General features: G+C 59.0%; 23 protein-coding genes and 1 other RNA gene (1 of these 24 running past the window's edge). 22 read left to right on the forward strand and 2 right to left on the reverse strand.

All coding sequences use genetic code 11. The features are described from left to right. Positions 1–82: 82 nt before the first annotated feature. Together DOLE_RS02995 and DOLE_RS03000 are read right to left on the reverse strand one after the other, a co-directional pair. A complete protein-coding gene (locus DOLE_RS02995; RefSeq protein WP_012174016.1) occupies positions 83–1798 on the reverse strand; it encodes a transglutaminase-like domain-containing protein in 1716 nt (571 codons plus the stop codon). Positions 1799–1944: 146 nt separating this feature from the next. Then, complete coding sequence (locus DOLE_RS03000; protein WP_012174017.1) at positions 1945–3249, reverse strand: aminotransferase class I/II-fold pyridoxal phosphate-dependent enzyme; 1305 nt, start codon at positions 3247–3249, stop codon at positions 1945–1947. 221 nt (positions 3250–3470) lie between these two features. Between DOLE_RS03000 and DOLE_RS03005 the strand changes: the two genes are divergently transcribed. From DOLE_RS03005 to tyrS, 22 genes are all read left to right on the forward strand, one after another. Then, positions 3471–4589, forward strand: a complete 1119-nt coding sequence (locus DOLE_RS03005; RefSeq protein ID WP_153304340.1) for a DUF362 domain-containing protein — start codon at positions 3471–3473, stop codon at positions 4587–4589. A 27-nt stretch (positions 4590–4616) separates the two neighbouring features. Beyond that, positions 4617–5519, forward strand: coding sequence for a S66 peptidase family protein (locus DOLE_RS03010; RefSeq protein WP_041280768.1), 903 nt, complete (start codon positions 4617–4619; stop codon positions 5517–5519). A 624-nt stretch (positions 5520–6143) separates the two neighbouring features. After that, positions 6144–7226, forward strand: coding sequence for a serine hydrolase domain-containing protein (locus DOLE_RS03015; RefSeq protein ID WP_012174020.1), 1083 nt, complete (start codon positions 6144–6146; stop codon positions 7224–7226). Between the two features lie 156 nt (positions 7227–7382). Further along, positions 7383–8426, forward strand: coding sequence for a rod shape-determining protein (locus DOLE_RS03020; protein WP_012174021.1), 1044 nt, complete (start codon positions 7383–7385; stop codon positions 8424–8426). Positions 8427–8473: 47 nt separating this feature from the next. Further along, on the forward strand, positions 8474–9307 hold the full coding sequence (gene mreC / locus DOLE_RS03025; RefSeq protein ID WP_012174022.1) for a rod shape-determining protein MreC: 834 nt from the start codon (positions 8474–8476) through the stop codon (positions 9305–9307). Positions 9308–9319: 12 nt separating this feature from the next. Next, on the forward strand, positions 9320–9823 hold the full coding sequence (mreD, locus tag DOLE_RS03030) for a rod shape-determining protein MreD (protein ID WP_012174023.1): 504 nt from the start codon (positions 9320–9322) through the stop codon (positions 9821–9823). 211 nt (positions 9824–10034) lie between these two features. Then, positions 10035–11876 carry a penicillin-binding protein 2 gene (mrdA, locus tag DOLE_RS03035; protein ID WP_232362724.1) on the forward strand — a complete coding sequence of 614 codons (1842 nt, stop codon included), beginning with the start codon at positions 10035–10037 and terminating at the stop codon, positions 11874–11876. Continuing rightward, a complete protein-coding gene (gene rodA, locus DOLE_RS03040) occupies positions 11873–12979 on the forward strand; it encodes a rod shape-determining protein RodA (RefSeq protein WP_012174025.1) in 1107 nt (368 codons plus the stop codon). Before mrdA ends, rodA begins: the two co-directional genes overlap by 4 nt. A gap of 97 nt (positions 12980–13076) precedes the next feature. Further along, entirely contained in the window at positions 13077–13442 is a 366-nt protein-coding gene (locus DOLE_RS03045; RefSeq protein ID WP_012174026.1) for a bactofilin family protein, read from the forward strand. 176 nt (positions 13443–13618) lie between these two features. Beyond that, positions 13619–14137, forward strand: a complete 519-nt coding sequence (locus tag DOLE_RS03050; RefSeq protein WP_012174027.1) for a F0F1 ATP synthase subunit B family protein — start codon at positions 13619–13621, stop codon at positions 14135–14137. Further along, positions 14134–14736 (forward strand): F0F1 ATP synthase subunit B family protein, encoded by a 603-nt coding sequence (locus tag DOLE_RS03055; RefSeq protein ID WP_012174028.1) that lies wholly within the window; start codon positions 14134–14136, stop codon positions 14734–14736. The genes DOLE_RS03050 and DOLE_RS03055 overlap by 4 nt, the downstream gene beginning before the upstream one ends. Continuing rightward, positions 14736–15287: an ATP synthase F1 subunit delta gene (atpH, locus tag DOLE_RS03060; protein ID WP_012174029.1), complete on the forward strand. Its 552-nt coding sequence runs from the start codon at positions 14736–14738 to the stop codon at positions 15285–15287. Before DOLE_RS03055 ends, atpH begins: the two co-directional genes overlap by 1 nt. Next, entirely contained in the window at positions 15287–16804 is a 1518-nt protein-coding gene (atpA, locus tag DOLE_RS03065) for a F0F1 ATP synthase subunit alpha (RefSeq protein ID WP_012174030.1), read from the forward strand. Before atpH ends, atpA begins: the two co-directional genes overlap by 1 nt. Positions 16805–16846: 42 nt before the next feature. Further along, positions 16847–17743, forward strand: a complete 897-nt coding sequence (gene atpG, locus DOLE_RS03070; RefSeq protein ID WP_012174031.1) for an ATP synthase F1 subunit gamma — start codon at positions 16847–16849, stop codon at positions 17741–17743. Between the two features lie 38 nt (positions 17744–17781). After that, positions 17782–19185, forward strand: coding sequence for a F0F1 ATP synthase subunit beta (gene atpD, locus DOLE_RS03075; protein ID WP_012174032.1), 1404 nt, complete (start codon positions 17782–17784; stop codon positions 19183–19185). Between the two features lie 23 nt (positions 19186–19208). After that, the gene (locus tag DOLE_RS03080) at positions 19209–19610 is read left to right on the forward strand and encodes a F0F1 ATP synthase subunit epsilon (RefSeq protein WP_012174033.1); all 402 of its coding nucleotides are present in this window, start codon (positions 19209–19211) and stop codon (positions 19608–19610) included. A gap of 151 nt (positions 19611–19761) precedes the next feature. Further along, positions 19762–20526 carry a sugar phosphate nucleotidyltransferase gene (locus DOLE_RS03085; protein WP_153304341.1) on the forward strand — a complete coding sequence of 255 codons (765 nt, stop codon included), beginning with the start codon at positions 19762–19764 and terminating at the stop codon, positions 20524–20526. 47 nt (positions 20527–20573) lie between these two features. After that, positions 20574–20849, forward strand: a complete 276-nt coding sequence (gene zapB / locus DOLE_RS03090) for a cell division protein ZapB (RefSeq protein WP_012174035.1) — start codon at positions 20574–20576, stop codon at positions 20847–20849. A 33-nt stretch (positions 20850–20882) separates the two neighbouring features. Further along, positions 20883–21173 carry a cell division protein ZapA gene (locus tag DOLE_RS03095; RefSeq protein WP_012174036.1) on the forward strand — a complete coding sequence of 97 codons (291 nt, stop codon included), beginning with the start codon at positions 20883–20885 and terminating at the stop codon, positions 21171–21173. A 68-nt stretch (positions 21174–21241) separates the two neighbouring features. Continuing rightward, a non-coding RNA gene (ssrS, locus tag DOLE_RS17850) (6S RNA) lies at positions 21242–21422 on the forward strand. Between the two features lie 182 nt (positions 21423–21604). Continuing rightward, positions 21605–23167, forward strand: a complete 1563-nt coding sequence (rny, locus tag DOLE_RS03100) for a ribonuclease Y (protein ID WP_012174037.1) — start codon at positions 21605–21607, stop codon at positions 23165–23167. 228 nt (positions 23168–23395) lie between these two features. Then, positions 23396–24281 carry the 5' portion of a tyrosine--tRNA ligase gene (tyrS, locus tag DOLE_RS03105; protein ID WP_012174038.1) on the forward strand. The gene runs 416 nt beyond the window's last position, so only the first 886 of its 1302 coding nucleotides appear in the window; it begins with the start codon at positions 23396–23398; its stop codon lies beyond the right edge, outside the window.

Raw genomic sequence — 24281 nt, forward strand, 5'->3', positions numbered from 1 at the left:
ATAAACGAAATAACGGAATGGGCCGTTTCCGCCGCCGTTCCCGGCGATGGTGGTCGGGCCTCTCCTTGCAATACCCTGAACGCTATTCGGCCTTAAAATCCTTTGGCGCCAGGCCGGTGACCCGGTAGTTGAACTCAAAGGCGTGGCTGTGGCTCCACTGCTCGTCAAACAGGGTCCGGTACCGGGTGCCGTCCTGGGGCCCGGTGGGCTTGCCGTAGGAGAAAAACCAGTTCACGATGGGCCCGCCGGTAAATCCAAGGGCCGCCCAGTAGCGGCCCGGCTGCAGCACGATCTCCTGGCCGGCAAACGCGAAATTCACCCAGTCGTAGCCGGGCTTGTACACCCGGTCGGCCAGAAACACCATGTCGCTTACCGCCATCTGCTGGTCGGGAATGCCGTTTTTGTCGGTAAACAGCTCCACCCAGAGCTGGCCGTCCGAGCTGAAGTTGTGCAGGGCCAGGCCGATGGCCGACAGCTTCACCGGCCTGTCCAGAACAAAGGACTGGGCGTACTTTTTCCCCTGGGTGGTTACGTATTCGGCGGTCTCCACCAGAAAGGTCTTGACCATCTTCATGCTGCCGTCCGGGGCCTCTTCGGTGCGGGCACGGGCCGTCTGAAAGTCCAGGTGCTTTGGAAACTCCAGGTTGCCGAACACAAAGGGCTCGGAAAAGACCAGGGTCTTTAACCGCTCCGGCTTTACCGGCTCGGGCTCGGGCTCCTTGTACACCTTGGTCACTTTCTGGAACGCGGCGGTCACCGGCGGGCCGAACATCTTGTTTTTGGGCCCGTAGTCGGTTTTGGTGCCGGCCAGGGTCACGTTGTCGGACAGAAAGTCGGCTCGAATATCTTCCCGGAACGAAGGCTTGCCGGTGGAACCCTTTACCCGGGTCCACCGGATCAGGCCGTCGTTTTCCGTGTCGTTGTTGTCCAGGCCCACCTCCACGCGGATGAACCGGTTGCTTACAAACAGCTCGGTACACTGGGGATCAAAGGGCACCCACTTTAAATCCGGAAAATAGACCTCGATCCAGGAGTGGCGGCCTTCGGCGTTTTTCATGATCAGCACGGTGTCGCCCTGTTTGATCTCGTAGGGGTTTTTCAGGGTCACGCCGTTGACGATGCGCACCGGAATACCGGCCGCCCGCATCAGGGCCGCGGACAGGTGGGAGTAGTTCTGGCAGTTGCCCTTGCCGGAGGTGAAAGCGTACATGGCGTCGTAGCTTTCCGGCGGCTGCACGTAACGCATGTGGTCGATCACCCAGGTGAGGACCCGGCGCACCGCGTCGAACTGGGTTTCGGCCGAGGCGGTGAGCTCCCGGGCCTTTTGTGTGATGGCCGGGTCGGACGCCGGCACCTGATCGGTGGCGGCAAGGTAGGGCTTCACCGCGTCGGGAAGCCCGGCCACCGGGAACGGGGCCGAGGTCTTCAGCGTGTCCAGCCGGACGCTGTTTTTCACGTTAAAGGCCAGAGTGGCGGACACGGGCTGGGCAGGGTTGTTCCAGGCGGCCTCCATGATGGTGTTGCCGTTCTCGTCGGTTTTTGAGGTCTGGCTGTCCGGCGCCACCGAAAAGGTGATGTTTACCGACTCCACCGCCTGGTTGTAAGTGGGAGAGGTAAAGGAAACCGGCTTTACGTAGCTTAAAAACAGCTTGCGCGTGTCCGGGGCCGGGGTAATGGACTGGACCATCTGGTAGGCGATGGCAGAGTCCTGGCCGCCGTTGAGCAGATAGTTCTCGGCAAAAGCCGGGCCGGTAAAAAAAGTGACGCAGGCCAGTAGGCCAACAGCAAAACGTTTCATAAGGCACCTGCCTGGAAAAAGGTTTTTTCTCGGGAATTTCCCGTCATTGCGTAAGCGAAGCAACCTGGAACGCCCATGGGTCATTGCGCCTGTCCGCCATAGCCTTTGGCGACGGCGGAAGCGCAAGCGAAGCAATCTTCTAAGGCTTATTGCAGCTCTTTTGCCCCTTTATAGATGATGTCGAACAGCCGCTGGACATCGGCCTCCTCAATGCAGGAAAAGGCCACCCGCAGGTCGTGTTCGCCCAGGGCGATCAGGCCCACCCCGTATTTGTCCAGCAGGTGGACCCGCAGGGTTTCGGCCTTGACCTTTTTTAACTTCAGGCACATGAAATAGCCGGAGTTAAAGGGGTAGACCTCCCATGCGTCGTCAAACCTGGAGTCGGCCAGCACCTGCTTGACCTTGTTGGCCCGGGCCTTTAGCACCTCGCCTTTTGCCTGCCGCTCTTTCTGGTAGTTGGCGTTCTCCAGGGACTTTAACACAATGGACTGGCCCAGGTGGGAGGCGTTGGAGATGGAGCCCCGCACGCACCCGGCGGTTTTCTTCTCCAGGGCGTCATACACATCGGCTGAAGCCCCGGCCTTGCAGCCATAGGTGATAAACCCGATTCTCAGGCCCCACACGTAATTCTCCTTGGTGGCGCCGTCCAGTTTGATGGCCAGCAGCCGCTCGTGGGCCCCGCAGAGCCTGGCAAACAGCGACTCTTTCATCACGTTCTCTTCGTAAAAAAGGCCGAAGTAGGAGTCGTCGCACACCACCATCACGTTGGTGCCGCCGGCCGCGATGTCGGTCAGGACAGCGGTCATGGCCTCCCCTTCCGCATGGGTCAGGGTGTAGCCCGTGGGGTTCTGGGGAAAGTTGAGCAGGGTGATGAGCTTGCCGTCTTTTTCCGCGGCGGCCCGGGCCGCTTTCTCAAACCCTTTTACGTTAAAGCCGCCCGCCTCGTTGAAAAGCGGAAAGTGGCTCAGGTTCACCCCCCCCCGCACGTTGAGGATCATGTTGTAGTTGCCCCAGAACATGTGGGGCAAAAGCACGGTGTCGCCGGGATTGGTCCACACATCGGCAAACACGCTGATGGCGTGGGTGATGCCGCAGGTTACCACCGGCAGGCTGACGGCCTGGCCCGCAAGGGAGGGGTTTTTCTCATACAGTCCCTTCTGCCATGCCTTGCGCAGGCCGGGAATGCCGAAGGAGGGCGCGTAGGTGAGGGATTCTTCCGGCACCAGGGGCGCCACCTGGTCCATGACCGAGGGCAGGCACATGATGCCCCCCTCCTCCTTGGCAATGCCGATGGTGGCGTTGATGGCGTGGGCCTTTTCCTTGGCCTCGGCGCTCTGGCTTAAAATGCCCTTGGGAAAAAACAGGGACTTGCCCACGTCGGACAGCATGTCAAAAATATGGGGGCTTTTTGCCTGCAGAATATCGTTCAACTCTTTTGCGATCGGGTTCATCGTAAAATGGGTCTCCTTGTGTTAGGGTTTTATTCGTGAAACAGTGCCAGTGGCCTTTGTACCGGTTCCAGGGCGGGGTGTCAAGCAAAAACAGGGGGGCCGGTGCAAATAAATGCTTGTTTTTTAACTGGTTATCCTGTTATAGTCCGGCGTGATTCCCACGGGCTGCCCGGAGTTGTTTTATGGTCGGGCTACCGATGGACGGGACAAAAGGAGCAAGAGTGAAAACCCAGGACCGCGTTCTGATAATGGATGCCGCCTACGAGGCCGAGGTGATGGCCGACGTGGTGGACCGGGTGTTTGACACCTTTCCCCTGGACCTGGCCGGAAAAAACGTGCTGGTCAAGCCCAACATCCTGTCCGGCTATGCCCCGGAAAAGGCGGTGACCACCCACCCGGTGCTGGTGAGTGCCGTGGTGGAAAAGTTGCGCGGAGCCGGAGCCCGGGTCATGGTGGGGGACAACCCCGGCCTGCACGGCTACGGCCGGTCGGAAAAGGCGGCCCGCATCGCCGGCATCCTGCAGGCGGCCGGTGACAGTTTTATCAACCTGGGTGGCCGGCCGGTGCGCCACACCGTTTCCTCCCGTGTTATCGACCACGTGATGATCGCGTCCGAGGTGCTCTCCGCCGACCTGGTGATCAACCTGCCCAAGCTCAAGACCCACGGCCTCACCTATTTTACCGGGGCCGTGAAAAACACTTTCGGCTACGTGGTGGGCGGGGACAAGATGCGGGTCCATGCCGACGCCCCCACGCCGGTAAAGTTTGCCGAAGCCCTGGTGGATATTTTTTCGATCCGGCCTCCGGACCTGACCATCATGGACGCGGTCCTTGCCATGGAGGGCAACGGCCCCAGCAGCGGCGCGCCCCGGTTCGTGGGCAAGGTCCTGGCCGGCACAAACGCCGTGAGCCTGGATGCCGCGGCCGTCACCCTGGTCGGAAAAAAGCCGGCCCGCATTCCCCATCTTCGCATTGCCGCGCAAAAGGGGCTGGGCCCCATCGACATGGCCGACATTGAGATCAACACGCCCATCGTGCCGGTGGCCGGGTTTAAAATGCCGGTCACCTTTCTGCCCGGCATCATGGGCGTGGTGCTCAACCGGATTCTGTCCCGGCGGATGAACTGCACGCCGGAGGTGGTGGAGGCGGTGTGCAAACAGTGCGGCATCTGTGTCAGCCACTGCCCGGTAAACGCCATGACCATGGCGGAGGGCGAATTTCCCAGGGCCGACGCTGCCGCCTGCATTCACTGCTACTGCTGCCAGGAGATGTGTCCCGAACATGCCATTGAACTTACGGGCCGGGTCATGAGTTTTTTCCGGCGCCGTAACATTCATTAAGGGGTATCGACAATGGACCTTGCGCCCATGTCAAAAATCAAACCCCGTGCCCTTGCCTTTGGCGACACCATCGGCATTGCGGCCCCGGCCGGGGCCTTTGACGCCGACCGGCTTGAAAAGGGGCTGTCCGTTCTTCAGGCCATGGGCTTTTTGGTGCGCCTTCCCGACGGCACCCACGCCTCCCAACGCTATCTGGCCGGCACCGACGAACACCGGGCCGCCATGTTCAACAACCTGTTTGCCGACCCGGAAATAAAGGCCGTGGCCTGCGCCCGGGGCGGGTTCGGGGCGCTGCGCATGGCCCCCCTGCTGGACATGGACGCCATCACGCGCCATCCAAAGATATTTCTCGGGTTTTCCGACATCTCGGTGCTGCTCTCCATTCTGGGCCGCAAGGCCGGGCTCATCACCTTTCACGGCCCGGTGGTTACCTCCCTGGCCGATGCCGACGACGCCACCATTGCCTCCCTGGCCGATGCCCTGACCACCACCGAACCCCTTCGCATCGACCTGGCCGAAGGCATGTCCCTTGTGCCGGGCACAGCCCAGGGCCCGGTTGCCGGCGGCAACCTGGCCTCGTTGTGCCAGATGATCGGCACACCCTGGCAGCCTGCATTTGACGGCTGTATCCTGTTTCTGGAGGAGACCAGCGAGCCGGCCTACCGCGTTGACCGCATGCTGACCCAGATGCGGCTGGCCGGGTGCCTTGCGGGCGTTGCCGGCGTGGCCCTGGGCCGGTTTGACCGGTGCGGGCATATGGATGTGATTTTTGAAATCGTGCGCGAGCACCTGCCCGAAGGGGTGCCGGTGCTGGCCGGGTTTCCCGTTGGCCACAACGGCACCAACCGAACCCTGCCCCTGGGGGTGTGGGCCAGCCTGGACGCGGAGAACCGGTTCCTGGAATACCACGAACCGGCCCTGGCACGATAGGCGGAGAGCCTTTGTGTGACCGGTTGCTTCTAAACACGAAGAGCACGAAGGACACGAAGAACACGAAGGAAACGAAGCTGACGGTGCAGATGCGGCAGTGCTTTGTCAAAATCGATATCGGTATCGGGATCGATCACGGGCACGAGCACGATTAAGGGTAAGAGTAAGAGAAGGCAGATGAATCAGGCGGATGAACTTTACGAACTGACGCCGGACGAGATCGCCATTGTGGAGGCGGACCGGGGGCAGGCGTGATGTTTGTAGTGTGCCCGTAAGGGCATTCGGCATGGACGGTTTTAAACGCCTTACGGCGTCACTACAAACAGGCCGGGCATGAACGGAGAGGCCCCCTTCTTCGCGGTCTTCGTGTTGAAGTCCCCTGTGCATATCGGGATCGCTCAGTTCACGGGTCATTGCGAGCGAAGCGAAGCAATCTTTGACATATGCGGAGGAGATTGCTTCGTCGCTGACGCTCCTCGCAATGACGTATGAAGAGCACGAAGGACACGAAGCTGACGGTGCGGATGCGGCAGGGCTTTGTCGAAATCGGTATCGGGATCGCTATCGGTATCGACCACGGGCACGAGCACGAGCACGATTAAGAGTAAGAGAAAGACAAGGTAGATGAGGCAGGCGGAAGAATTGATGAAAGAGGGGGTGGCAATCGGGGTTTTTCCCGGCGGGGTGCTTTGTGTGTGGGTCAAGGGCGCGGTGCGGTTCTGCAAAGCCTATGGCGTGACCGATCTTGAGTCCCGTCACCCGGTGACCACGGATACGGTGTTTGACCTGGCCTCTCTGACCAAGCCTCTGGCAACGGCCCCGGCGATTTTGAAACTGGCCGACCAGGGGTTTTTGTCGGTTGAGGACCCGGCGGGAAAGTATCTGGACGGATTTGACGCCGGAGACAAAAAAGAGATCACCATTGCCCACCTGCTCTGCCACACCTCGGGTCTGCCGGCCCACAGGGAGTATTTTTATGATCTTTCGACCACGGCCTTTGAAGACCGGCAGCCGGCCCTGAAAAAGCTTTTGGAAAATGAGCCCCTGGAATATCGGCCCGGCGAAAAAGTGGTATACAGCGACCTGGGATATATGGTGCTGGGATTTATCGTAAAAGCGGTGTCGGGCCTGGCCCTGGACCGGTTTGCAACCGACCGGCTTTACCGTCCTTTGGCAATCTTCGATCTTTTTTTTATTCCCATAAATCCAGAAACGGCCGTAAACAACCCCCTGGGCCTTTCAAATGTGGCTGCCACGGAAAACTGCCCCCGCCGGAAAATGGTGGTGCGCGGGGTGGTGCATGACGACAATGCCTACGAGATGGGCGGAGTGGCCGGCCAGGCCGGGCTGTTCGGCACGGCCGGCGCCGTGACGGCCTTTGCGGCCGAAATTCTGGATGTCTATTCCGGGGCAAAACCCGGCCCGGTGTTTTCTTCTGCCATGGCCGCACACATGATGGCGCCCCAGTGCGGCACCAACCGAACCTTCGGGTTTGACACGGTGGACCCGGAAAATTCCAGCGCGGGCCGGCTTTTTTCCGCCCGGGGGGCCGGGCACCTGGGATTTACCGGCACCTCCTGCTGGATCGATCCGGATCGGGAGGCGGTGGTGGTGCTGCTGACCAACCGGGTCCACCCGGACCGGGCCAGCGACGCCATTCGCGCCTTTCGGCCCCGGCTTCACGATGCCGTGATGGTTCATGTCTGATTTTTATCGTTTTTTTACCCCCCGGCGGCCAATCTTTTTTCAGTTCGCCCTTTTTTCCCTTGTATCGGTTTTATATAACTGATAAAAATGCGGATAATAATCCGGCGCGAAACATGAATTTCCGCCGGGTGACCAGTTAACGCCAGAAAGGACGCCATGAATATTATAGCCAATGCCATATTGGGTCTGTTTTCCAATGACCTTGCCATTGACCTGGGCACGGCCAACACCCTTGTGTTTGTGAAGGGCAAGGGGGTCGTGCTGAGCGAGCCCTCCGTGGTGGCGGTGTATACCGACACCCGGCACAAGAACCGGGTCCGGGCCGTGGGGGCCGAAGCCAAGCAGATGCTGGGCCGGACACCGGGCAACATTACCGCCATCCGGCCCATGCAGGACGGCGTGATCGCCGATTTTGCCGTGGCCGAGGCCATGATCCGTTATTTTATTCAGAAGGTGCACAACCGGCGCAAGTTCATTCGGCCCCGGATCATTATCGCGGTGCCGTCCGGCATTACGGAAGTTGAAAAGCGGGCCGTCAAGGATTCGGCGGAACGGGCCGGTGCCCGGGAGGTACTCCTGCTGGAAGAGCCCATGGCCGCGGCCATCGGCGCCGGGCTGCCCATCTCCGAGCCCACCTGCAACATGGTGGTGGACATCGGCGGCGGCACTACCGAGGTGGCGGTCATCTCCCTGGGGGGCATTGTGTACAGCCGGTCCCTGCGCGTGGCCGGGGACAAGATGGACGCGGCCATCGCCCAGTACATCAAGCGGAAATACAACCTGCTGGTGGGTGAGCGGACCGCGGAGATGATAAAGATGACCATCGGCAACGCCTACCCGGATGAGGACAATGTAGAGACCATCGAAGTCAAGGGCCGGGACCTGGTCTCCGGCATTCCCAAGATTCTGGCCATTGATTCCGAAGAGATTCGGCTGGCCATCTCCGAGCAGATCGACGCCATTGTCGAGACCGTGAAGATCGCCCTGGAACAGACCCCGCCGGAACTGGCCGCCGACATCGTGGACCGGGGCATCGTGCTCACCGGCGGCGGGGCCCTGCTCAAGAACCTGGACAAGCTGCTGCGGGAAGAGAGCGGCCTGCCCATTACCGTGGCCGAAAATCCCCTGACCACCGTTGCCGTGGGCTCCGGCATGGCCTTAGACAACATCGACATATTAAAGCAGGTCATGATCACGTAACCTCCTTGTGACCGGCAGGACCCTTTTCTCCGGGTTACCGAAATTTTATGTTTTCAAGACGCATGCTTGTCATCGTCGGCATCGCCGGTATGCTGATCGTCAGCCTTGTCTTTTTTGCCGTCACCGGCCGGCGCGCCACCTATCCGGTGAGCGGCGGCGGCGTGGGCATGCTCGTGGTCGCCCCGATTCAGGAGATGGTGACCGGATCGGCCCGGTTTGTCCGCAACACCTGGCGCCGCTATTTTGCCCTGGTCTCCGTTGCCCATGAAAACGAGCGGCTGACCGACGCCCTGGCCCGGGAAATCGCTGAAAACAACCGCTACCGGGAGATGGAACTCTCCAGCCGGCGGCTGCGTGAACTTCTCAATTTTTACGAGACCGTGGATGTCAAATCCTTTGCCGCCGAGGTGGTGGCCAGGGACCCCTCGGGCTGGTTCAACACCGTCATCATCGACAAGGGCTCGACCCACGGGGTCCGGCGCAGCATGCCGGTGGTGGTGGACGAAGGCATTGTGGGACAGGTGGTGGACACCTCCCGATATTACGCCAAGGTGCTGCTGATCATTGACCCCAACAGCTCGGTGGACGGCCTGTGCCAGCGGACCCGTGCCCGGGGTGTGGTCAAAGGTACCATTCACGAGCGGTGCGATTTTATGTACGTGCTGCGCAAGGACGATGTGCGGGTGGGCGACAGCGTGATCTCGTCGGGGCTGGACGGCATCTATCCCAAGGGGCTGCCCATCGGCCGGGTGTCGGCGGTGGTGAAGCGAAACGCCGGCATCTTTCAGACCGTGGAGGTGGATCCCTACGTGGACTTCGGCAAGCTGGAGGAGGTGCTGGTGATCCTCAACGCTCCCCGGCACGAGTTTCAGGACATGTAGGGGGCACATCGAATGCGTTATCTTGTTTGTCTGATGGTGTGTGTTCTCCTTATTGTGGCCCAGTCCGCGGCCCCTCCGGCGTATTCCCCCCTTTACGGCCTCTATGACTGGCTGATTCCGCTGCTGATTTACCTGGCCGTGTTCCGTTCCCCGGTGGAAGCCGGGGTCACGGCCCTGGGGGCCGGACTGATGATGGACGCGGTGTCGGGCGGGGCCTTTGGTCTCTACCTGCTCACCTATCTCTGGATTGTCGCCGGCGTGCGCATCTCCCTCCGGTTTTTCCACGGCGAAGGCGTGCCCTTTCTGTTTTTTGCCGTGCTGGCCGGTGTATTGATTGAAACACTTGTTTTCTGGGGCGCGGGCCGGGTGGCCGGTCATGCGTACGCCTTCGGCGGCAGCGCGGCGGGCGGGCTGGCGCGGCAACTGGTGCTGGCCGGCATCACCGGGCCGTTTGTCGTGCTGGGGTTTAATGCCGTGCTGGGCCAGTTGCTGATCCGTTTGGACAGGCCGGTGTAACAGGCCGGCCCCGGCGGGGGATTCTTGAAGTACAGTCAAGTCAGGATTGATGAATTTGTAAAAAGTCTATTTGAAATGGCAAAGTAAAAAGTTCAAGATCAAGGCGTCGCAAATCCCGAGGAATGAGGCCTACTTGTCGTACGTCGCAATGACGAGGGGTGCAGCGCAACGCAGATATTGGGCTTTTTACAAAGCCATCAGGATTTTTCGGGTGGAAGACTATTTCGCAACACTGGATGCCGACTGGTTCAAGCATCGGCTGGTGGCCCTCTCCCTTTGCGTGGCCGGGGTGTTTGTGGTGCTGTTTGCCCGGCTTTTCTTCCTTCAGGTGGTGGAGGGGGAGGAGTACCGCCGCCTGTCAGAGAACAACTGCATTCGCCTTCAGCGGATCGAGCCGCCCAGGGGCCAGATTTTTGACCGCAACGGCGTCAACATCGTGGATAACCGGCCCTCCTTTGACCTGAGCATCATTCCCAAGGACGCCGGGAACCCCGGCAAGATCATTGAGCGGCTGGTGGCCCTGACCGGCATTCCCGCGGCCCGGCTGCACGGAAATTTTGTCAAGCACAAGACAGTCAATCCTTATAAGCCGGTGCTGCTGGCCCAGGACGTGGGCCGGGACGTGCTGGCCGTGGTGGAGGGCCACCGCTTTGACCTGCCCGGAGTGGTGATGGACGTCACGCCCCGGCGGCAGTACCTGTACAATGGGTTTGCCGCTCACCTGATCGGCTATCTCGGGGAGATCAGCCGCAACGAACTGGGCAGCGACCGCTTTGCGGGGTATGAGCCGGGCAGCTATGTGGGCAAGTACGGGGCGGAACGGCTGTATGAACCGTTTTTGAGGGGCAGGTACGGCGGCCGCCAGGTGGAGGTGAATGCCGGCGGAAACGTGGTCCGGGTGTTGAAAACCGTGGAAGCGGAATCCGGCCACCATGTCTACCTGACTCTTGATTTCAACCTGCAGCAAAAGGCCGAGGCCCTGATGGCCGGCGTGTCCGGCGCGGTCATCGCCCTGGATCCGGACACCGGTGCTGTGCTGGCCATGGTGAGCAGCCCGTCGTTTCCCCAGAGCCGGTTCGTGGACGGTATGTCGGCCGAGGAGTGGCAGGCCCTGGTGACAGACCCCCGCCGGCCCATGGAGAACAAGGCCATTCAGGCGGAATATCCGCCGGCTTCGGTGTACAAGATCGTCACCAGCTTTGCCGGGCTGGAAGAGGCCGTGGTGGAACCGGACACAACGTTTTACTGCCCCGGGTATTACCGGTACGGGGACCGGGTTTACCGGTGCTGGGCCGAGCAGGGCCATGGCCGGGTGAGCGTGGTGGATGCCCTGGCCCGGTCCTGTGATGTCTATTACTACCAGGTGGGCCAGCGGGTCGGGGTGGAGCGCCTGTCCTGGTATGCCAAGGCCTGTGGCCTGGGCCGGCCCACCGGCATTGACCTCTATCCGGAAAAGGGCGGGCTGGTGCCGTCAGGCCAGTGGAAACGCAGGCGCCTGGGCACGGCCTGGCAGGGCGGGGAGACCCTTTCCGTGGCCATCGGCCAGAGCTACAACCTGGTCACCCCCTTGCAGATGGCGGTGCTGACCGCGGCCGTGGCCAACGGCGGCGTGCTGAAACGGCCGGTGATCCTGGACCGCGTTGAAACCGTGGAGAAAGAGCGGTTAAAAGAGGGAGAACCGCGGGACATGGGCATGCTGCCGGTGAGCGACGCCACCCTGGAGATCGTGCGGCAGGGCATGTGGAAGGCGGTGAACGACCGTCACGGCACGGCATGGTGGTCGGCCCGCAGCCGCAAGGTGGAGATCAGCGGTAAGACCGGCACGGCCCAGGTGGTGGCCAGCCCGCGAAACGGAGACGAGGAGATTTACGCGGTGGACACGCATAAGCCCCACGCGTGGTTTGTGGCCTATGCGCCGTCCGAGAATCCGGTCATCGCGGTGGCCGTGATCGTGGAGCACGGCGAGCACGGATCTTCCGCCGCCGGACCGGTGGCCAAGGCAATGATTGAGACCTATCTAAGTGACAAAGGCGGGAGCACGGACGGACGATGAGGGAGAGCTGGGAATCAAGACAGTTTGACTGGGGCCTGCTGCTGCCGGTGGTGGCCCTGGGGATGATCGGGGTGATCGTGCTTTACAGCGCGTCGGCGTCGGCCCCGGCCCACCTGCAGAAGATGCTGTGCATCAAGCAGGCCGTGTGGTTTGTCCTCGGCCTGGTGCTGGCCGGCGGCTCGCTGCTGTTTCACTATAAGCGCCTGGACAACTGGGCCATTGTTATTTACATTTTCAGCATGGCCCTGCTGGTGAGCGTGCTGCTCTGGGGAAAGGCGGCCGGCGGCTCTACCCGGTGGCTGCCCATGGGGCCGGTGGCGATTCAGCCCTCCGAGCTGGCCAAGATCGCCATGATCATCATTCTGGCCCGGTATTACGCCAAGCAGGCGACCGCGGACGGGCTGGGCATAAAAAAGCTGCTGGTGCCCATCCTGCTGGTCGGCATTCCCTTTGTCCTGATCGGCATGCAGCCCGACCTGGGCACGGCCATGCTCCTGGCCCTGATTGCCACGGTTGTTACCCTTTTTATAAAGGTTCAGAAGCGGACCCTCTACCTGATGGGCGGGGTCATGGGGGTACTGTTGGCCCTGGGGTGGTTTTTTCTGCTCAAGGAGTACCAGAAGCAGCGGGTGCTGACGTTTCTCAACCCGGACCGGGATCCCCTGGGCGCGGGATATCATATTATTCAGTCGAAAATCGCCATCGGCTCGGGCATGGTGTTCGGCAAGGGGTTCATGCAGGGCACGCAGAACGCCCTGGCCTTTCTGCCGGAACAGCATACCGATTTTATCCTTTCGGTCATGGCAGAGGAGTGGGGCCTGGTGGGGGTCAGCGTGGCGCTGTTTCTGTATTTGCTGATTATCATCTGGGGCATCAGTATCGGGTATCAATGCAAGGATAATTTTGGTATTATCCTGGCGGTCGGCGTCACCGCCATGATTTTCTGGCACGTGGTGGTGAACGTGGGCATGGTGATGGGGCTGCTGCCGGTGGTGGGTGTGCCGCTGCCCCTGATCAGTTACGGCGGTTCGTCGGTGGTGACTTTCATGCTGGGCATCGGGTTGCTGCTCAACATCAGCATGCGGCGTTCCGGCGTGGAGTGACGGCGCCCGGACACCGGGTGAACAGAGGCGGATTTTCAGCCATATTACATGACGGGTGCGGCCTTGGCGGCGCCTTATATTTTACACAGGAGCAATCATGGGAAAGACAGAGAAGGGACCGGATGCCATTACGACGTTTCTGGGGGCTGACGCCTCGGTGGAGGGGACCGTCAGCTTTGAAGGCACCATACGGGTGGACGGCCGGGTCACGGGAAAAGTCACCAGCGCCTCCGGCACGGTGATTATCGGGGAAAAGGCGGTGATCGACGGCGATGTGTCGGTGGATGTGGCCATCATCAAGGGCCGGGTCAACGGCACGGTGGATGCCGCCTCCCGCATCGAGGTCTATCCGCCGGCCGCCATTGAGGGGGACATTCACGCGCCGGTGATTTCCATTGACGCCGGCGTGAAGTTCAACGGGAACTGCTCCATGGCATCGCGTAAACATACGGAAATAAAATAAAATCAATAAAATCATCCCCGGTCGAAAGGCCGGTGAAAAAAAGTTGTTTTTTTTTCGAAAACCCTTTGACATTGAAGCGTCTTGTGCTAAAAGGGAAGTTTAATTTTTGCTTAAATCTTCAGTTGATGGGAGTTTGTGAAACGACTACAACACAGTGGCTGGCGCGGAGGATTTTTATGAGGTTGGATAAAAAGATATCGGCGGGCGCGGCAATGGCATGCGGCATCCTGTTGTCTGCCCGGGCGGCTTCGGCCGAAGGTGGCATAACCGTTATTCCGGACGGGTCTGTGATCTGGCAGATGGCCAATTTTATAGTGCTTGTGGTGGTGCTTAATTTTGTATTGTACAAGCCCATCCGCACGGTGGTGGCCCGGCGGAAAGAGAAGATGGAAGGGCTCGACAACAACATCGAGGCCTATACACAGGACGCGGCGGACAAGGAACGGGCCTTTGCCGAAGGGATCAAGAAGGCCAGGACCCGGGGCATGGACGAAAAGAACGCCCTGATCGAAGCGGCTGCCGACGAGGAAAAGAAAATCATGGAGGGCATATACCAGCAATCCCAGATGACCCTTGCCCAGACCCGGGAGGAGATCACCAGGGATGCGGCCAGGGCCGCTGAAGCCCTGCAACGGGAGATTGATGAATTTGCCGCTGCTATCGGCTCGAAAATTTTAGGGAGGGACGTTGCATGAGGCTGTTTGGAATGTGCGAATCAGTAAAGAAAAAAGCGGCCGTGATCGTGGTTGTATCGCTGATGGCGTTCTGCTGCGCCGGTTTTGCGGTTGCCGCTGAACATGGGGCGGAAGCCGCTCCCAAGGGCTGGGTGGCCACGGATACGTTCAGGGTCATGAATTTTGCCGTTCTGGCGATTGCCCTGTTCCTGCTTTTGCGCAAGCCGGTTGCCGGGGCCTTGAACAATCGCATCGCCGGTATTCGCGAGGAGCTTGCCCGCCTGGAAGCCCAGAAGGAGGAAGCCAGAAAAGCCCTGGAGGCCTATAACGAGCGTCTCAAGATGCTCGACAAGGAGGCCGAAAAGATCATCGAAGATTACAAGAAACAGGGCGAGGCCGCAAAGGCCCGGATCATGGAGAGCGCCCAGGCATCGGCCGCCAAGCTTGAGGAACAGGCCCGGCGCAATATCGACAATGAGTTTGAGTCCGCCCGGCAGAAACTGCGGCTGGATATATTTGAGCAGGCCGTTGCCAGAGCAGAGGCCCTGGTAACGGAAAAAATCACTCCTGATGATCAGCACAGGCTGGTCGAAGAATATCTGGACAAGGCGGTGCTATAGTGAAAAATTATGTTATTCAGAGGCGTTATGCAAAGGCCTTGTTGCTGATCGGCAAGGAGGACAACAATGCCGAGCAGTACAAGGAGGAGTTGAACGGCTTTGTCTCCGTTCTGGACATGGAAAAGGCGTTTGAAAGCGCCATCACCAACCCGCTTTACCCGGTGGAAGCCCGGCGCAAGGTGCTGGACATGGTCATTGAAAAGCTCGGCGTGTCGGTCATGATGCGATCGTTTCTGGCCCTGCTTTTTGAAAAACGGCGCATTCAGCATGTGCGGGGCATCAACGAGGTGTACCAGAATCTGGTGGACGAGCTCAAGGGGATTGTGCGGGCCGACGTGGTTTCCGCCGGCGAACTGTCCGACGATGTGGTTGAAAAGATTCGCGCCTCGCTTTCAAAGATGACCGGCAAACAGGTGATTGTCGATATCGCTCAGGATCCGACCCTGATCGGGGGTATCGTGACAAAGGTAGGGGATATGGTACTGGATGGCAGCATCAAGACCCAGTTGTCAAATATGAAAGAATCTTTAAAAAAGGGTGAGAGAGTCTAATGGAAATACGAGCCGAAGAGATCAGTCAGATTATCAAAGAGCAGATTAGGGGTTTCGACAAAAAGGTCGAATTGAGCGAAACAGGCGTCGTCCTCTCTGTTGGTGACGGTATCGCCCGGGTGTATGGCCTGGAAAAGGTCATGACCATGGAGCTGGTCGAGTTTCCCGGCGGCATTCTGGGGCTGGTGCTCAACCTTGAAGAGGACAACGTGGGCGTGGCCATCATGGGCGAAGATACCAACATCAAGGAGGGCGATATCGTCAAGCGGACCGGGCGCATCGCCCAGGTGCCCGTTGGCGAGGCCGTTCTGGGCCGCGTGGTGGATACCACCGGCGCGCCCATTGACGGCAAGGGCCCCATCAACGCCAGTGAAACCCGGCGCATCGAAGTGGTGGCGCCCGGCGTTATCGCCAGAAAGAGCGTGCACGAGCCGTGCTACACCGGCCTGAAGGCCGTTGACGCCATGACCCCGGTGGGCCGTGGCCAGCGCGAGCTGATCATCGGCGACCGCCAGATCGGCAAGACCGCCGTGGCCATCGACGCCATTCTGGCCCAGAAGGACACGGACGTTTACTGCATCTACGTTGCCTGCGGCCAGAAGAAATCTTCGGTGGCCCAGGTGGCGGCCATCCTGGAAAAGCACGGCGCCATGGAGTACACCACCATCGTTGCCGCCTGCGCTTCCGATCCCGCCTCCCTTCAGTATCTGGCCCCTTATGCCGGATGCTCCATGGGCGAGTATTTCCGGGACAACGGCAAGCACGCCCTGATCATTTACGACGACCTTTCCAAGCAGGCCGCCGCCTACCGTCAGGTCTCCCTGCTCCTGCGCCGCCCGCCGGGACGTGAAGCCTATCCGGGCGACATTTTTTACAACCACTCCCGTCTGCTGGAGCGGGCCGCCAAGCTGAACGACGAGCTGGGCGCCGGTTCCCTCACGGCCCTTCCCATTATTGAGACCCAGGCCGGTGACGTGTCGGCCTTTATTCCCACCAACGTTATTTCCATTACCGACGGGCAGATCTACCTGGAACCGAACCTGTTCTTCGCCGGTATCCGTCCGGCCATCAACGTGGGTCTTTCAGTCTCCCGCGTCGGCGGCGCGGCTCAGGTCAAGGCCATGAAGCAGGTGGCCGGTACCCTGCGCCTGGACATGGCCCAGTTCCGCGAACTGGAAGCGTTTGCCGCCTTCGGCAGCGACCTGGACGCCGCCACCCAGCGGCAGCTGACCCGCGGCGCCCGGCTGGTGGAAATTCTCAAGCAGCCCCAGTATAAGCCCCTGTCCATGGAAAAGCAGGTCACCATTCTTTTTGCCGGCACCAACGGGCACCTGGACGAACTGCCCCTGGATGCCATTGCCGCTTATGAAGCCGGTCTTTATACCTTTATCGAGACCAAATACCCGCAGGTTTTTGCCGACCTGAAGGAGAAGCAGGCCTTTACGGATGAGATCAAACAGACCCTGACAAAAGCACTGGGTGAATACGGACAGGAGTTCAAGGACACGATCAAATAATTCAGAAAGCCTTGCTTTGAGGGCACATAAGGGTAGTGACATATGCCATCTTTAAAAGAAGTCCAACTGAAAATAAAGGGTGTCAAGCAGACCAAGAAGATCACCAAGGCCATGAACATGGTGGCCACTTCCAAGCTGCGCGGCGCACAGACCAACATGGAGGCATTCCGGCCCTATGCGGAGAAGTTTGCCGAGGTGCTGGGCAGCCTGGCCGCCAAGGCCGGAGAGGAGACCAGCCCGCTGCTGGTTCCCAAAGAGTCGGTAAAGCGCGTCAACGTGGTTCTCTGCACGTCGGATCGGGGGTTATGCGGCGGTTTCAACACCAACCTGGTCCGTATGGCCAATGCGTATCTCAAGCGCTGCCAGGAAAAGGAGATTGAGGTCTCTTTCACCCACTTCGGCAAGAAGGGGCGTGACTGGTGCCGCAAGATGACCGATTGCGAGCGCAAGAGCGAATACCTCGGCGTGGTGGGCGCCCGGTTCGGATTTAACGTGGCGGTGACAGCGGGCCGGGAGCTGATCAACGGCTTTTTAAACGGTGATTATGACGAGGTCCATGTTATTTACAGCGAGTTCCAGGGCATGGCCAAGCAGTTGCCCGTGATCCGGCAGCTGCTGCCGATTCCCCCCATTGAGACGGCCGATTCTCCAGCGTCGGATGGCGGGGAGGATTATCTGGCGGAACATATCTGCGAACCGTCGCCGGATGAAATTCTTGACGCCATGCTTCCCAAGAATGTTTTTATTCAGATTTACAGCGCCCTGCTGGAGACATCCACCAGCGAGCACGCGGCCCGTATGGCGGCCATGGACAACGCGTCCAAGGCGTGCAACGACATGATCAACGAGCTTACACTGCTGTACAACAAAGCCAGGCAGGCGGCCATCACGGCGGAACTGATGGATATTGTGGGTGGTGCCGAGGCTCTTAAAGGTTAACCAAACAAGCATGTAAATAGATACCAGGAGGTCTATAGATGAGTGACAATATCGGAAAGGTCGTACAGGTCATGGGGCCTGTGGTGGACGTCGAGTTTGAACCCGGCAAGTTGCCCGCGATTCTGACAGCGCTGTTGATTACCAATACCGTCATTAATGATGAGGCGGACAACCTGGTGGTTGAGGTTGCCCAGCACCTTGGCGACAACGTGGTGCGCACCATTGCCATGGACGTTACCGACGGTCTGGTGAGGGGCATGCCGGTAAAGGACACCGGTGCTCCCATTACCATGCCTGTTGGCGCGGCCTCTCTTGGTCGTGTGCTCAACGTGGTGGGAAAACCCGTGGACGGCCTGGGCCCTGTCAGCCGTGAAAAGACCATGCCGATTCACCGTCCCGCGCCTCTGTTCACTGAGCAGGACACCAGCGTGAACGTTCTGGAAACCGGCATCAAGGTTATTGACCTGCTGGTGCCCTTTCCCAGAGGCGGCAAGATGGGTCTGTTCGGCGGCGCTGGCGTGGGCAAGACCGTTATCATGATGGAAATGGTCAACAACATCGCCATGCAGCACGGCGGTATTTCCGTGTTTGCCGGTGTGGGCGAGCGGACCCGTGAAGGCAACGACCTTTACCATGAAATGAAGGATTCCGGGGTTCTTCCCAAGGCGGCCCTGATTTACGGTCAGATGACCGAGCCCCCCGGGGCCCGTGCCCGTGTGGCCCTTTCCGCGCTGACCTGCGCCGAATATTTCCGTGATGTGGAAGGCCAGGACGTGCTGATCTTCATCGACAACATCTTCCGGTTTACCCAGGCCGGCGCCGAAGTCTCCGCCCTTCTGGGCCGCATTCCCTCGGCGGTGGGTTATCAGCCGACACTGGCGGTGGACCTTGGCGGCCTTCAGGAGCGGATCACCTCAACCGACAAGGGCTCCATTACCGCGGTTCAGTGCGTGTACGTGCCCGCGGACGACCTTACCGACCCGGCCCCTGCCACCACCTTTGCCCATCTGGACGGTACAGTGGTGCTTTCCCGTCAGATCGCCGAGCTGGGCATTTACCCCTCGGTGGACCCGCTGGACTCCACCTCCCGTATTCTGGACGCGGCCTATATCGGTGAGGAGCATTACCGGGTGGCCCGGGAGGTTCAGCAGACCCTTCAGAAATACAAGGAACTCCAGGACATTATCGCCATCCTCGGTATGGATGAGCTTTCCGATGAGGACAAGGTCACGGTTGAGCGGGCCAGAAAGCTTCAGCGCTTCCTGTCTCAGCCCTTCCATGTGGCCGAGGTCTTCACCGGCAAGCCCGGCTCCTATGTCAAGATTGAAGACACGGTTCGAAGCTTCAAGGAGATCTGTGACGGCAAGCATGACGACCTTCCGGAGTCGGCCTTTTACATGGTGGGCAGCATTGAAGAAGCCGTTGCAAAAGCCAAAGGCTAACAGCGTTAACAAGGGGATGGAAAATGGCTGAAAATTTGAGGCTTGAAGTGGTTACCCCGGAAAAAACGGTGGTCAGCGACGACGCGCAGATCGTCATGGCACCGGGCGTTCTGGGTGAATTTGGTGTACTTGTCAATCACACCCCTTTTTTAACGTCCCTGATGCCGGGAGCCCTTCACTATAAAGATACAGGTGAAAAAGAGCACCTGCTGTTTGTCAGCGACGGCTTTGCCGAGGTGCTGCCCGACCGGATCACCGTTCTGGTGGAATCCGCCGAAAGAAAAGAGGATATCGACCTTCAGCGGGCCGAGGCCGCCAGAGAGCGGGCGGAAAAGCGGCTGGAGAGCGGGGAAGACGTTGATTTTGTCCGGGCAAAGGCTGCTTTGACACGGGCGATACAGCGGATTCGCGTAGCCGGCGCCTGACCGGTTCTACCGCCGTTGGCAGTCGATTATTAAAGAATACAAAGGGCATTCCGTTTTCTGGCATGCCCTTTTGTTTTTGCCGGGTTTTGTTCCGGTCTGCCGGCGACACGGCCCGGGACTCAAGAACAAGTACCTTGAATACGGATATAAAATGAGCAACTCTCCTGTTTCTATTGTTATTCTGGCGGCCGGCCTTGGCACCCGGATGAAGTCCGACAAAGCCAAGGTGCTTCACGAGATCGCCGGTAAATCCATGCTCAGCTATGTGCTGGACGCAGCCCTGACAGTGACGGCCTGTGAACATGTCGTGGTGGTGGTGGGGTGCCAGGCCGAAGCCGTTCGGGCCGAGGCGGCGAAAAAGGGCGGGGTGCGGTTTGCCTTTCAGGAACGGCAGCTGGGCACCGGCCATGCGGTCCAGTGCGCCCTTGATGCCCTTTCTGAAGAGACCGGGGATGTGGTGATTCTGTGCGGGGATGTGCCGTTTATCGCAGGCGACACCATTTGCCGGCTGGTTGCCGCCCATCGGCAGGAGGCGCGGGCCGTGACGCTGCTGTCCGTTGCCCTTGAAAATCCAACCGGTTACGGCCGTGTCATTCGGGACCCGGAAGGGAATGTCTCCCGTATTATTGAGGAGGCGGATGCTTCGGAACAAGAGCGGGAAATCAATGTCGTCAACGCCGGTATCTACTGCGTGAAAAAGGACTTTCTGGCCTGGGCACTGTCCCGTATCGAACCCCACAACGCCCAGAACGAGATTTACCTGACCGATATAATAGGTGTTGCCTATACGAACAAGCGGCGGATCGGCACACTGGTCTGCCCGGACGCGGACGAGGTGATCGGTGTCAACAGCAGGGCCGACCTGGCCCGTGCCGAGGAGCGGATGGCAGCCGGTCTTCGGGGGAAAACTTCTTGACTTTTCATGTTTATCCAAATAAATTATGAAACCAGCGAGGTGTATTGTTGAACGAGCAGGAAACCAGACAACTGCACGATCAGTTTGATGAGATTGAAAAACGGGTTGAACAGTTATTTAAAACAATAGAGTCACTTGAAACGGCCAACATCCAGCTGAAGGATAGAATAAATCAGTTGGAACAAGAGGTTAAGGAGAAAGCAGAAGCACAGGAACGGTTTGTCGAGGAAAAGGCGTTGGTTCGGTCAAAAATCGACGCACTGATTGAAAAGATAAATCATTTCAAGTCTCTGGAAGGTAACGCAACAGTGGGGCAGCAGTAAGCGGTCTCCACGGTTTTAGAAAAGGGTGTCCTTTTGGGTGAGCATATAACCATTCATCTTTTTGGTAAAAGTTATACATTTGAGGCGGATGCGGATGTTCCAAATGCGCATGCGGTGGCTGATTTACTGGAACAGGAGGTAACGGTGGTTGCAAAGAAGGCCGGCGGAACGGCCATTTCACGCAACCCCTTTGCCATGCTTACCCAGGCCGCGCTGAACATCGCCAATGAATGCGTCGGGTTGCGAAGCGACCGGCACCGGATGGTGCAGGCCGTGACCACCCGGTCCCAGGCGCTGATTCAGGCGATGGATGCCCGTCTGTAGTAATTTAAGGATGGCCTTTTTCGTGAACTGTTGTTCCAATCGTGTAAGGTGAAATGATTTTTGAGGTGTACCCCCTGCCGTGCAAGTGATTGATAGATGCTCTTTGTCCCAACTATAGCAGGACGGGAGCTGTCTCTGGCTCTGGTGTGCAGGTTCCGCATGGACGGAAAAGCCTAAAAGAGCCACACGGCGCCCACCTTGTTTACCATGGTCAAAGACCTGGCAACACGGCACAAAGGCAGGGGGATTTTTTCACCACAGCACTTTTCCTCAAGTTGAAACTCCTTCTTTTTTCTGTTTTCTTCCCGTCTGTCGTTTCAGCACTGATTGACGTTTACAGGTGCCCCGGCGCCGGCAGAGCCGGCCTGCCGGTGCCTTTTTTACCTTAAACCGGTCGCTGATCTTTACCAGGGACGAGGAGGAATAACCGTATGAATATATACACAGGTGTTGCCGGTGTTGCCGGTGTTGTGATCGGGTATGTGCTGGCGGTTGTGATACAGAACTGGCTGGCCAGAAAGAAAGTGAATGAAGCCCGGGAGGAGAGCCGGCGGATTGTCGAGGATGCCCGGTTGCGGGCGGAAAACCTTGTCAAGGAAGCCAAGCTGGAGGCCAAAGACCGGCTCTTCAAGATGAAGAGCGATTTTGACGCCGAAACCGCGGATGCCAGAAAGGAATTAAAAAAGCTTGAGCAGCGGCTGATCTCCAAAGAGGAGAACCTGGACAAGAAGTATGACCAGATGGAGCGGCGGGAGCAGGAGGTCGTCAAGAAGGAGAAGCGGGCCCAGAAGATCGAAGAGGAGGTCGAGCAGAAACAGGCTGAATACGATCACCTGCTGGCTGAACAGAAACGGCAGCTGGAGGTGGTGTCCGGACTGACGGCGGAACAGGCCAAGGAGATTCTGGTCCGCTCCATGGAGGATGAGGCCCGGCACGATGCCGCCAAGCTGATCAAGAAAATTACCACCGAGGCCGAGGAAGAGGCGGTCAAGAAGGCCCAGAAGATCATTTCCACGGCCATTCACCGGTACGCCGGCGACTATGTGGCGGAAAAGACCGTATCGGTTGTGGAACTGCCCGGCGACGAGATGAAGGGCCGCATCATCGGCAGGGAGGGCCGGAACATTCGGGCGCTGGAAGCGGCCACCGGCATCGACCTGATTATTGATGACACACCGGAGGCCGTGATTCTGTCCGGCTTCAACCCGGTGCGGCGTGAGGTGGCCCGTATTTCGATCCAGCGGCTGATTGCCGACGGCCGTATTCATCCGGCCCGCATTGAGGATGTGGTAAAAAAGGTCGAAGTCGAGGTGGCGGCAACGATAAAGGAGGCCGGCGAACAGGCGGCCTTCGACCTGGGGGTGCACGGTATCAACCCCGAGCTGGTGCGCATCCTGGGGAGCCTGAAGTTTCGTACCAGCTATACACAGAACGTGCTGCAGCATTCAATCGAGGTGGGCTTTCTGTGCGGCATTATGGCCGCTGAGCTGGGCCTGGACCAGAAGCTTGCCCGGCGCATGGGCCTGCTGCACGATATCGGCAAGGCCATCGACCATGAGGTGGAAGGCCCGCATGCCCTGATCGGCTCCAACGTGGCCCTGAAATACGGAGAGTCGGCGGAGGTGGCCCATGCCATCGGAGCTCATCACGAGGATGTGGAGCCTCAGTCGGTCTATGATGTCCTGGTGCAGGCATCGGACGCTCTTTCCGGTGCCCGGCCCGGTGCCCGCAAAGAGCTGCTGGAAAACTACATCAAGCGGCTGGAAGACCTGGAGAAGATCGCCAACGCGTTCAAGGGCGTTGCCACGGCCTACGCCATTCAGGCCGGCCGTGAGCTGCGGGTGATGGTGGAAGGCGAGGCCCTGTCGGACGAAGAGTCGGTGGTGCTGAGCCGCAACATTGCCAAGCAGATCGAGGAGAACCTCACCTTTCCGGGCCAGATCAAGGTGACAGTGATCCGGGAAACAAGAGCCGTCGAATACGCTAATAAATAACGAATGGCTTCGTAAAACACCCAATTTCTTTGTTGCGTTCTCATAATAGATGGGGGCACGAAAAACGTTTCCAATCCAGAAATGAGAATTTTTTCGCAAGGTCAAGGAAAACAAGGGATGACGCGGAGGCGTACTGTTGTACACCGCACAAGGAAGCCCGCAGTTTGACGCAGAGATTGCGGAAAAAGGCCATTTATGGATGGAAACTAAATAACGGAGTCTGTACTGATGAGCGTGGTAGACATACTGAGCGAACGGGGGTTTGTGGAGGCCTTTACCCACGAGCAGGAGCTGCGGGACCTGGCCGCTGAATCGGCCGTCACCTGCTACATCGGGTTTGATCCCACGGCCTCCAGCCTGCACGTGGGCAGCCTGGTGCCCATCATGGCCCTGGCCCACATGCAGCGAAACGGTCACCGGCCCATCGCCCTGGTGGGCGGCGGCACCGGCCTGGTGGGGGATCCCAGCGGCAAGACCGAGATGCGCCAGCTGATCACGCCGGAAACGGTTGAAGCAAACATTGAAGGTATTCAGCGCCAGCTTTCGCGGTTTATTGATTTTGACGGCGGTAAAGCCCTGCTGGTGAACAACGCGGACTGGCTGACCGGCCTGGAGTACATTCCATTTTTACGGGACATCGGCCGGCACTTTTCCGTGAACCGGATGATCAAGGCCGAGAGCTACCGCATGCGGCTGGAGTCCGAGGAGGGGCTGAGCTTTATCGAGTTCAACTACATGCTCCTGCAGGCCTACGACTTTCTCAAGCTGTGCGGGGACCGGGACTGCGTGCTCCAGATGGGCGGCAGCGACCAGTGGGGCAATATCGTGGCCGGCATCGACCTGGTCCGGCGGGTGCTCAACCGCCAGGTGTACGGGCTCACCTTTCCCCTGATCACCACCAGCAGCGGTGCCAAGATGGGAAAAACCGCTGCCGGCGCGGTCTGGCTGGATGCTGAACGTACCAGCCCGTATGATTATTACCAGTACTGGATCAACACCGACGATCAGGACGTGGCGCGGTTTCTTTCCCTGTTTACCTTTCTGCCCATGCCGGAAATCCAGGAAGTCAAGCGGATCAGCGGCGCCGACCTTAACAGCGCCAAAGCGGTGCTGG

Origin of the sequence: Desulfosudis oleivorans Hxd3, from assembly GCF_000018405.1 — a bacterium.
Lineage (GTDB): Bacteria > Desulfobacterota > Desulfobacteria > Desulfobacterales > Desulfosudaceae > Desulfosudis > Desulfosudis oleivorans.